At 48.9% G+C, this 10,235-nt stretch carries 8 protein-coding genes; all 8 read right to left on the reverse strand.

Annotation, left to right across the window (positions count from 1 at the left end):
• Window positions 1-500, reverse strand: a 500-nt coding sequence (locus tag AC1DUA_RS09155) for an MFS transporter (protein ID WP_477499436.1), incomplete at its 3' end; no start/stop codon positions are given.
• Between the two features lie 63 nt (window positions 501-563).
• The gene (locus AC1DUA_RS09160; protein WP_477499437.1) at window positions 564-1,163 is read right to left on the reverse strand and encodes a TetR/AcrR family transcriptional regulator; all 600 of its coding nucleotides are present in this window, start codon (window positions 1,161-1,163) and stop codon (window positions 564-566) included.
• A 187-nt stretch (window positions 1,164-1,350) separates the two neighbouring features.
• Entirely contained in the window at window positions 1,351-2,514 is a 1,164-nt protein-coding gene (locus AC1DUA_RS09165; protein WP_477499438.1) for a DUF4317 domain-containing protein, read from the reverse strand.
• 369 nt (window positions 2,515-2,883) lie between these two features.
• A complete protein-coding gene (locus AC1DUA_RS09170; protein WP_477499439.1) occupies window positions 2,884-6,678 on the reverse strand; it encodes a rhamnogalacturonan lyase family protein in 3,795 nt (1,264 codons plus the stop codon).
• A 484-nt stretch (window positions 6,679-7,162) separates the two neighbouring features.
• Window positions 7,163-7,792: a type 2 periplasmic-binding domain-containing protein gene (locus AC1DUA_RS09175; protein WP_477499440.1), complete on the reverse strand. Its 630-nt coding sequence runs from the start codon at window positions 7,790-7,792 to the stop codon at window positions 7,163-7,165.
• The gene (locus tag AC1DUA_RS09180; protein ID WP_477499441.1) at window positions 7,749-8,387 is read right to left on the reverse strand and encodes a type 2 periplasmic-binding domain-containing protein; all 639 of its coding nucleotides are present in this window, start codon (window positions 8,385-8,387) and stop codon (window positions 7,749-7,751) included. The genes AC1DUA_RS09175 and AC1DUA_RS09180 overlap by 44 nt, the downstream gene beginning before the upstream one ends.
• Before the next feature lie 256 nt (window positions 8,388-8,643).
• Window positions 8,644-9,084, reverse strand: a complete 441-nt coding sequence (locus tag AC1DUA_RS09185) for a hypothetical protein (protein WP_477499442.1) — start codon at window positions 9,082-9,084, stop codon at window positions 8,644-8,646.
• Between the two features lie 232 nt (window positions 9,085-9,316).
• Window positions 9,317-10,235 (reverse strand): aldo/keto reductase (locus AC1DUA_RS09190; RefSeq protein WP_477499443.1); only part of this gene is annotated, 919 nt, incomplete at its 5' end.

A 10,235-nucleotide genomic window follows, 5' to 3' on the forward strand; every position in this document is an offset into this window, starting at 1 on the left:
GAGTAAAAGGGCACACGGATGCCAAATTCAGCAATATAACCGCCTATACCCGGTCCAATAATGAAGCCAGTTGTAATTGCTGCTGTAATATACCCCATCCCTGCCGCGCGTTCTTCCTTTGTCGTAATATCTGCTGCGTAAGCCATAACGGCCGGCATTATCATTGCTGCACTGATGCCGCCTAGCATCCTCGAAGCAAAAAGCAGGACAGTCGAACTGGCTAATCCAAAAATTAGCTCCGAGACGGCGAACACAATCATCCCCATGACAATCATTCTTTTTCTACCTAAGGAATCGGCCAAACGACCGGCTAATGGCGAACAAAGAAACTGCGTCAGCGAAAAAGAGGCAATCAACAAACCGATAGTCCCTCCTGTAATGCCTAGACTGTCCATGAATTTAGGCATAATAGGGATAACAAGTCCTATTCCCGAAAAAACTAGAAAAAGATTTAACATGAGTACTAATAAAGCTCCCTGATGTCTTGTCAATAATGTCATATATTATTCCTCCTATCATCGAATAATACTGAATAAATATTCAGTATTATTGCAAAAAAAAGGCTAGTGGTTCGGCTTGGCAATGCCCTGCAGAAACACATCCATAGCCAATCGGTATGCCGCTAGCGCTTCCTCACGTTCCATTCTCCGGCAATGTTGGCTTAGTCCAAGCAACAGACTGTCCAGAATAATTGCGTGACCGGAGACATTCGTAATGTCGAACTCTTTGTTATCGATCCCCTTCTGAAGCAACTGCCGATTAAAGTCAATGTACCCTTTAACCATTACATTTATTCGCTCCTCCACATCTGGGGCTTTCTCCGCATTATTAAAAAACTCATCAGCAGCCCTCGTCAGCGGATGATTCAATTGATCAAGCGCCAAATATTCGACCATGCCGTATAATTTATCGGTTGTAGTAGCATACAGCTTTTCCTTGACCAACCAGTTACTATCCCATTCCCTGTTCCATTCCTCAAGTAGATATAGAAAAAGGCCTTCTTTGTTCTTGAAATGATAATAAATGTTTCCCGCACTGCACCCGACCGCTTTTACAATGTCTTCAATAGCAGTTGCTTTGTAGCCTTTTTGAGCAAATAAAGCTCTTGCCGCATCGGCGATCTTCTTCTTGGTTTGCTCGGTTTGCTGTTTCTTTTTATTCAAACATGCTTCACCACTTTCAGGTTAACAGATCTGTAGAATGAGAATCGCCTATAATACTGAACATTCATTCAGTATTATAGGCGATTTTTGAAATCTTTGCAAATCACTTAAAATTAATTAATTAATTAATTAGCAACATCAGAGCGAGTATCATACTCCCAAGTTACTCAACTTATAAAACCACACCTTACAACGTCTCCGTACTAAGCGTAAACCCTTCGATCACAGCATCTTCGTCAACCTCGATCAAAATACATCGTTTTCCTTGATAATTCACCTGTCTCACATACTTTAAATCTTGCGGACTGATCGAAATCGTGGCTACCTTCGTATCAATCTTGATTGATTTTGAAGTGAACTTCGGAATCACGCTGCTCGCTTTGATTTCGTAGTTTTTGTCGTCGACGACATTTTGGAACGCTCGTTCTACCTTTTCCCTCGTCACGTCCTCCACACCGCTCGCTGTGAGCATGCGTTCCACATCTTTATAATCGAGCTTTGGAGGTTCTTCCTCCTCGTTGGACTCAATGACCCGATAAATTTCCTCGTATACATGAGCAATCGTTGCGACATCAATTTGTTCGCCAGCTACTTCCTTCACGATGTCTTCAAAAATGGCTCTCTCTTCTAACGCCGTCACCGTCTTCTCGGCATTTAGGACTTTATCGATGAATGCCACATTCGGCTCATTCGCTCTCCCTGAGCAATACAAAATGCGATTTACGTCGGAATAGTTGTCCGTCACACTAGGGTAGAAAAAACCTTGCTCTGGAGTATTTAATTTGATGATCGGATCAACGAAGACATTATACTTAAATTCTCTCTCAACATAATCAAACATGAGCGTTTTCCGCTGTTGCTCTGTGGAATTCACACTGCATAGAATGAACAAATTCGCGAACATTTCGTCCTTTTCGCTCTGCTCAGCTTGATCGTTCCTCGCCTTGGTCGGCCTGGAATATTGCCCGCGGACGAAAGTAATCACCGTATCCTGTTCGTAAACGGTATCCACCAACATTTTGTCCACCAACAAGAGCATTAAATCCTGCCATTCTTGCGCATTCCCGGTCACCAGACCCTGATGGAGAAGCACCTGCGTAGGCTCTTCCGCTTCCTCCTGGAATTTTAACTCGAACATCTTCTGATCTAATTCGCCGGTCAGCAGTTTTTTGAAATTAGTCATATATAATTCCTGTTTCTCTCTGTCCAATAGGGCGAACGGCTGGCGCTCATAATGGTAGATCTCATTGGTTTCCTTCATAATATACACGTTAAAAATTTCGAAAAGTTTAAGCATCTCGTGATCCAATTTAAATTGCTTGCGAATATGTGCGATTTCTTTCTTTATCATGATCCGTCAGTCAACTCCTACGAAGTGAAATAGCTTTATCAGAATAAACGATGGTACAGAAAATTGTAACCGATGATCTGCCTCCCTAAGCTTCCACATCATAACAAAAGCCCTTCATGACAAGGGCTTCCACCGTTACTTCCCTATATTTCCATTCCAAATTAATCACTTGGATGAACTACTTCCTGTATGTTAATTCATAATTATAGATTTCTCAACACTTTTAAATGAATCTCTTCTAAATACTACTGAGAATTTTCTTGTGACACCACTCATCACATACTAATAAAAATAAATTAGAAAACGGAGCTCGCGCACATGCGCGGCTCCGTTATTGTTGTTTCGGAATTCGTAGAAGTCTTAAATATTCTAATTCAGAATCTGATTAGCAAGCATGGACAGATCCTGAATGTCTACCTGGTTGTCGCCGCTCAGGTCAAACTTCTGCCACAAGCTCCAGTCGGAATCTTGGGACGACTTGCCATAAGCTTTAGCCGCCAACGCCAAATCGCCGACACTAACCCTATTGTCATTGTTGTAATCGCCACCAATCGGCTTAATTACTGAATTCAAGAACGTTTGCAGCGCCGTCTGTAGTTGCGCAGTTGCTTGATCAACCGCTGCCTGATCAGCTGCTTGGTTATCCGCAACCGCCTTGGCTTGATCAATCGCCACCTGCAGCGTCGCTTTCGATCCTGACGGATAATTACCGACTCCGCTGCCCTCTGAAGCTTCATCATGCTTAGCTTGAGCATCCGCAATCAACGCATTCAGAGGCGACTTATCTACCACAGGTTGCTGCTCAATTCTCAAGTTGTGGCTTGTTCCATCCTGTGTTGTCTCAACGCCGTTAGCATCTGCCGTAACCAGCTTGCTGAGCAGGATCGACGTATTCCCTTCAGATCCCGGCTTCGCCCTTAGGCGCAGCTTCAACAGATCCCCATTCGGATCTGTCTGCTTGGCGCCAAGATGAACGGCCAGGACACGCAGCTTGCCGTCCACCAGTTTCTGATTCACGATGACGAACTGATCGTTAGCCATGGTGATAGGATCATATACCTGCTCCACGACCGTCGGATCGAACTCGAAGGTCATATCCTGCGCCATGACTCCGGGCTCCAGATCCTTCCCGCTGTAAATCAAGTCGAACGATTCGCCGGGCCGTACCGTAGCTGGCCCCGTTAACTTGACTTTACTCTGGGTATTGGGAGCCATCGTCGGGACCACAATGTCGGTCCTCTTGGACGGCAGCTTAGCTTCGTCGCCAAGATAGAAGCTGGCGAAGCCCATCTGATCGTAGCCAGTGTTCTTGTTCGCCACACCGCTGCGATACATCGGATCGTGCATCAGCGTGCGGATGCCGTACTCAGTCGGCGACAAGCTCGTGACGATGGCCAGACGGTTATTGCTCGCCCGGAGAATAAGCTCCTCGCGCCAGTCTCCAAACATGTCGGCCTTCAGTGTTGGTGTGCTCTTATTGCCGGTCGACGTGAGGCCAGTCGCGAGATATGAGGTGGTCGCGAAGGTCAGGTCGTTGACTGTGCTAATGGTAGCACTGCTGACAGCCATAGCCGTCAAGCCGCCACCGAACCAGATCGCATTCTGACCGCTGCCCAAGTTTCTGCTGCCGTTCAGCAGCTCGCCGGTGATCATGCTTCTCGCGCCGTTCTCCGAGTATCCTTGCGCACCCGGCCAGCGATTAGAGAAGTTGCCCGCTACTGCGCCCTCGGCGTCACTGCCAGCGTACACACCGAAGATAAGCGAGTTTTCATTGATAATCTCGCCCTGCTCGTTCAACCTCTTGCCCTTCATCGGGTCGTGAGCCTCTGGACCTGGTAGCCAGCCGTACTGCTTGCCGTTACGGATGTCGTCCAGAATATRCTCCTCGCTACCTGACCACATTCTGATGCTGTTGTCCTTGGCGACAGGGAGCAGCGCGCTGCGGTCACCGTGGCGAAGCGGTGCCCACACGTTCAGCGGGTTGTTCCGCACCGCATCGGTGGCGAACTCGAAGCTGTCAGCAACCGGAGGGATGCTGTTCTGCCCCTCGATGGTGGGCATAATATCGCCATTGAGTACCTTGGGCAGGATCATGGTCTTGTCGGAATTCAGACCAAGGACCATGGCTTTCATCACGATCTCATCCCGGCCGTCGCCGTCAAGGTCAGCGGTTTGGGTTTGATGGTTACCACGGTTCTGGTAGTCGTAGGCGCTGCCACCCAGAGCCCAGTACCGCGGGTCTGCCGAGTCGAAGCTGGCCTGGAGTCTGACCTTGCCGTTCACGATATTGAAGGCGGCGAATGTCGTCCTCGCGTAGTAGCCACGCTGGGAGACGGCGTACTGGTTAACGCCGTCAAGAGCGGCCACGATGCCGAGGTAGCGGTTCGCGCGGTTGCCCTGCGCGTCGCCCCACACGGCTGCCTTCCAAGGATGCTCAAGCCAGTAGGCTTCTTTCTCTGCCATTATCTGCGCTTTATAATCATTAGCTGAACTTCCAGCTCCGGGGCCGGGAAAGGCCAGATAAGAGAAATTACCGCGCTGAGATTCGGGCGTCATGGCCCAGTTCTCGCCGTCGACACTGCCCTTGTAGGGAAACGGATATTTGGCGCTGTCTACGAGCACGCCTCTACCAGCTTCGTCATCCCACTTGTAGGCCGAGAAAAACTCCTGGTCATCTTTGGCAGGGCCGATTGGGCCAACGTGATAGGTCTTAATCCAACGTTTGATTGTCGGATCATTGACCCCGTCGTTGCCGCCTCCGGCTATTGGGCTGCGGTAGGAGATGGTGAAGCTGTTAAGGAGAGACCAGTAGGTTTCAAGGGCCTGTTCGTTGCCGCTAGCAAAGTATTCCTTGAACTTGTCCGTGGTAGCGTTCAGACCATTCTCGCCGCCAACAACGGTGCTCAGGGTGTCCGGATATACGACGGACTGCGAGCCTTCGTCCCAGTTGCCGATCCGGGTGCCTAGGGCAGTCTTGAGCATTAGCTCGGCCTTGCCGTCACCATCAAAGTCTTCGGTGAACAGTGTGGTCTCGTGGTCATTAGCCGCTCTTACGTTATAGCCCATGTCGACACGGAACATTAGGGTCCCGTCCAACTTGTACACGTCTATGTACTCAGGTGCGGTTAAGTTGTTGCTGCCACTGAAGATCGGTTCGGAATACATGGGATCTTGTTGGGTACTGCGCCACTTAACGACGATCTCGTATTCGCCGTCGCCGTCGAAATCGCCCACCGTCATGTCATGGGTGGAGTAGGCGGAGCTTTGCGATGTATATATCGCGCCAGTGCTGGTTTTCGCATAAGGGAGTTTGGTGCCACTGTCCAGTTCCTCAACATACTTGATGAACTTGGCTTCCAGCTCCGTGTACAAGGCGTCGCTGATGATGCCGTCATTCCCGAGGGAATTGGATGGCTGCCACGTCTCATGGTTGTATCCGTTGAGCTTGTCGACCCATCCGTTCAGATCTGTAACGGTGACCGGAGTCTTGCTGTCATGGGGCTCACGGAAAGCCTTGAGCACATCCATGTCGACAACGTACCAGTTCTGGCCGCCTGTACCGGGGATAACCATGTTAGCCGCGTTCAGATTAGTGCCAGGGCCGAACCTGTTGTCACGGTACATGAAGTGCGCAAGCGGCACGGGGGCCGGAGCCGGCTTCATTGGGATATATTGCACAGCGCCTCTGCCAGCCTGCCCCGCGCTTCCCGCCAAGGCCGACAACATAGGTACGGACATCCCTTGTCTCAAACCCTCAACGCCGTTGGTGACTGGCGCTACCTCATAGATGGAAGTTAAGAGACCATTCGGGTCGGTGTAGTTAGAAGGGGTGACGTTTTCTTTCACAATGCCGGGGTTTGTCTCGTAGTTGCTCTCGGGCTGTACATTTCGAGGTGTGATCGTGGTGATCTTCACATAGTCTGCGTCACCGTCTTTGCGGTAGACGTTCCAGGAGAGGCCATCAGGCTCGTCTCCCAGGAAGCGCCAGCTCAGGAATATGCCGCCTGTGACCTGGGCAGCGACCAAGCCGCGTGTCAGATACTCCATCGGACGCAGATTACGCCCTGCGTCAGCAGCCGCGGCCGGGACACTGAAGGTCAGCAGGGACAGGCACATGGCCAGCGTCAGGGACAGAGATAAGAGTTTTTGCATTGTCTTTTGCATTTTTTGTGTTCCTCCTTCAACAAATGTTGATATATCAACGGTTTGATCCGTTGTAGAGTGCCAAAAAAATACTAATTGGAAGCGCTTCCCAAAAATGTTTTATATCATGTGAAACTATTCCAACATTCGGGTACGTTACGTAGATCATGATGGAAAGTAGCGATTGTAAATTCGACATCAGCACTTGGAGTAGGTGGCTCGCAGCATTTTTTCTGCCTCGTTTGGATAGCCATTCATACTCTACAGATTTGCAATCATTCCATTCACCCCCTAATTCCTTTTTGTCGTAGACCACCAGAATCGCTGCGATATCCAGGTAATCCCACCTTACACTACGTGTCAGTCAAGGGGTAGGTTAAAAATCATACCTGTTTGTTCAAAAAACAGAGTTGTTAACTAAAGCCCTTACTTAAGCACAAAAGACACGATACCATTTAGGTCCGTGTCTTCTTTCAACGTTGCTTTTGCTACCGCTAGGCAAGATCTACTTTTTCAAACTCGTAATGTAGTCATTCATCTGCTTCGTATACTCTTCCCCGCCATTTTTGTACCAACCGCTTTGCAGCTCCGTAAATTTATCGACAGGTTCTTTACCCATGATAATTTTCATAATCATTTGATCCCATGCTTTCTGATAATCCTGGTAGATCGGCTTTTTCGCTGCCTCCGGCAAGTAGCCCAGATCCTTGGATATCACAACCGTATCAATGGATGTTTTGAGCCACGGCGTAATTTTATCGACAATCTCCTTCGGGGTTCCCACTTTAATGAAGAAAGATTCGTCGTTCGCGCGTCTCATCGAATTTTTGCGGATGTAGTCGGTTGGCAGTGTAGCTGGTGCAACCTTCACACCATCTTTGACCGTATAGTCATTACCTTCATAGCCGTCTTTCACGATGGCCCACGTATCGTCAGTCAGCCAGGAATTCAGCAGCTCAGCCGCTTTCTGCGGATCCTTCGCCGTTTTCGTTATGCCCCAGAAACCCCATATTCCCGTTGAACCCACGACTCCCGTGTTAAAACTTGCTTTGCCATCTGAACCTTTCACCCAGATATACGTCAGGTCAGCGCTAGGAGTTTGCTTCTGAATCTCCGGCAGGTGATTGCGCTGCAAAGCCCGGATACACCCCCGTCATCCCGCGCCAGAAACGCTCTCTTCGCTTCGTCTCGTCATTGGTGGCCGAGTCCGGATCATACACGCCTTCTTTATACAACTTTGCGGTAAAAGCTAGGGCGTCCTTATATCTGGTTGTGGTTGTATCATACTTCGCATCCATGTATTTATAAGTGCCGACGCTGCTCTCCTGCCAGCCGTTAACTCCGAAAGCACCCGTCAGAATCGGATCAAATACCTTATTCGCATTGACTGCGCCTGCATAACCGTACGTATCATTTTTCCCATTTTTATCAGGATCATTAAACGTGAACTTTTCCAAAATATCCTTGATCTGATCAATGGACACGAGACCATCAGCCGGAACTGTAATGCCTACGTTCTGGAGCCAATCTTTTCTAACCCAGTAGCCATCATTTCTAAGAATTGATGTTCTTGGGATACCGTAAATCTTGTCGTCATTTTTAACTTTGAGGGAATCCCATTCCGATTGATACGTATACTTCTTAAGCTCTGGCAGATTGTCAATGTAGCTGTTTACCGGGAGAACCCTCAAAGCAACATAAAACTGATAGGCAAGTAAACCGTAAATCATATACGAAATTAGTCATGATCCATTGGCCATCAGGCATCAATTTCAAATCGAAGCCTGAAAAAGAGACAGATATCCCATTCATCTCGAATCATTTTCTATTCGTCTCACTTTGCTTCTATAACAGAAAAATGTATCAGGGTGACGTAACATATGTCTGAACAAAAGAGCCGCAGGATTCAAACTCCCTTATGCGGCTCCTTCATTTTGTATGCAGTTGAAGTTTTCGACGATTCTCTCCTTGAACGGCGTTCTGCATTCATTCATTTCCTGTGCGTGTCGGCCCGATCCGATTCTGCTCCTTAATCTGCGTAAATGCCGTCTCGAACCCGTCGGGGGTAGGGCTGGACACTGCGAGTCTGTTTATGTTAACTTCGTCGATACGCTTCCCTATGACGACCGCCGGGATCGCGTCGGCGAAACGTTGCTGCAAGTCAAGGGATGTCGGATCCGTTGCATGAGGAGTAATTTGGATGCCAGTGATCACGTCGTTAACTAGCGTAACGGTCACAGCGATAGACGGGTCGCGACTCCCGTAGTCGCCGGTCGCCGAGTGGATGCCGTCAACATACGTGGATGCTTTACTCGTAAGCGACGATTGCCCGGCTGCTGCTTCCTTCGCCGAGCATGAGGCCATCACAACAGATAAGAATATCCCTAAGATCGCCATGACTTTGATCCTTTTACTTTGATTAGTCATAAACATACCTTCCCTTTCCTCGTGATTTGATAGCCTTGTGGTTTATATATCTTATAAACACAATGGAAGCGTAAATAAACATATCCATAAGTAAAAAAGGAGCAGCTGCCACGGCGGCAGTCCTGCTCCTCGCTTTATACAAATGTAGTTATTAACAACATCTACCTATTCGTGCCTACTAGGGGGAATTTCGGCTTTACTGAAAGCCGATATACGGATGAGATTCCCTATTCTAACTAAATTCACGGCGGCGGGGCAGTGAGAACCACAGCCCATCAAGCCAGTCCATCTGCTGTTTGGTCAAGTCATTCATGCCGGCAGCTTGCAAGCTCGCATCCAATTGTTCTGGACGACTGGCGCCAATAATGGCGGAGGTAATGCCCGGCTGCTGCGTGACCCATTTCACGGCCGTTGTCACAGGATTCAAATGATTCTCTTCACACCAGACTCGGTACCGATCAACCGCATCGAGCGTCGCTTCTTTCCAATATCGCTCCTGGTAGTAGACCCCCGCATTGTTCCCGAGTCCAAACCGAGTCCCTTCTTCAATACGAGCGTCTTTACCGTACCTGCCTGACAACATGCCTCCAGCCAATGGGTTGTAGCTTATAATGCCGATTCCTTCATCAAGAGCCATAGGAACCAAGTCGTCCTCAATCATCCGAAACAACAAATTGTACCGCGGCTGAACGCTTACGATCCTGGCATAATGTTTCCTCACCGCAATGCCATTTGCCTTCGCTACCTGCCAGGCTCGCCAGTTCGAGATTCCAATGTAACGGACTTTCCCTTGCTGGACAAGATCGTCGAGCGCGCGGAGCGTTTCATCCATAGGTGTGTCCGTGTCGAATTGGTGCGCTTGGTAAAGGTCAAGATAGTCCGTCTTTAAGCGGCGCAAACTGTCCTCAACGGCATGGAAGATATGTTTCCTGCTCAGGCCCTTTTCGTTGGGGCCAGGTCCCATCGCGCCAAAACACTTTGTCGCAAGCACCAGTTTGTCTCGTTTACCTTGCTGCCACTCCCCGATGATCGACTCGGTCGCACCTGCGACGGCATGCGATTGCCTTCCAATCGGGTACACATCTGCCGTGTCAATGAAATTCACACCCGTCTCATAGGCTTTGTCCAAAATTTCGAAAGAAGCCTTTTTG

This window comes from Paenibacillus sp. 01T422, from assembly GCF_056398785.1.